Source organism: Corynebacterium sp. MSK039 (assembly GCF_030232315.1).
In the GTDB taxonomy this organism is placed as follows: Bacteria; Actinomycetota; Actinomycetes; order Mycobacteriales; family Mycobacteriaceae; genus Corynebacterium.
In genome coordinates, this window is the sequence record NZ_JASPJL010000057.1 from 1 (window position 1) to 267 (window position 267).

Annotated in this window: 1 protein-coding gene; it reads left to right on the top strand. The window is 31.8% G+C overall.

Going from position 1 to position 267, the window contains the following annotated elements; translation table 11 throughout:
• The coding region (locus QP997_RS09815; RefSeq protein WP_284847010.1) for a C39 family peptidase at positions 1-267 on the top strand (267 nt) is incomplete at both ends.

The following is a 267-nucleotide window of genomic DNA, read 5'->3' on the forward strand; positions in this document are numbered from 1 at the left end:
GAATTAGGTTATGAATATCGTTATTTTAAAGGGAATGAAGAGAATTATAAGAGACTGATTGACGAAGGAATTCCTGTTTTATTAAGTATAGATATTGAGCATGCTTCACACGTACAAGTTCTATCTGGATATGATGATACATTGCAAGCTTTCTATGTTCAAGATCCAAACTTTATAGAACCAGTTCTTGTGGAATATAGTAAATTACAAGAAAAATATCGTTATACAGGCTGTTTAGCAATCACGTTTGTTCCGAAAGAAAAGAAG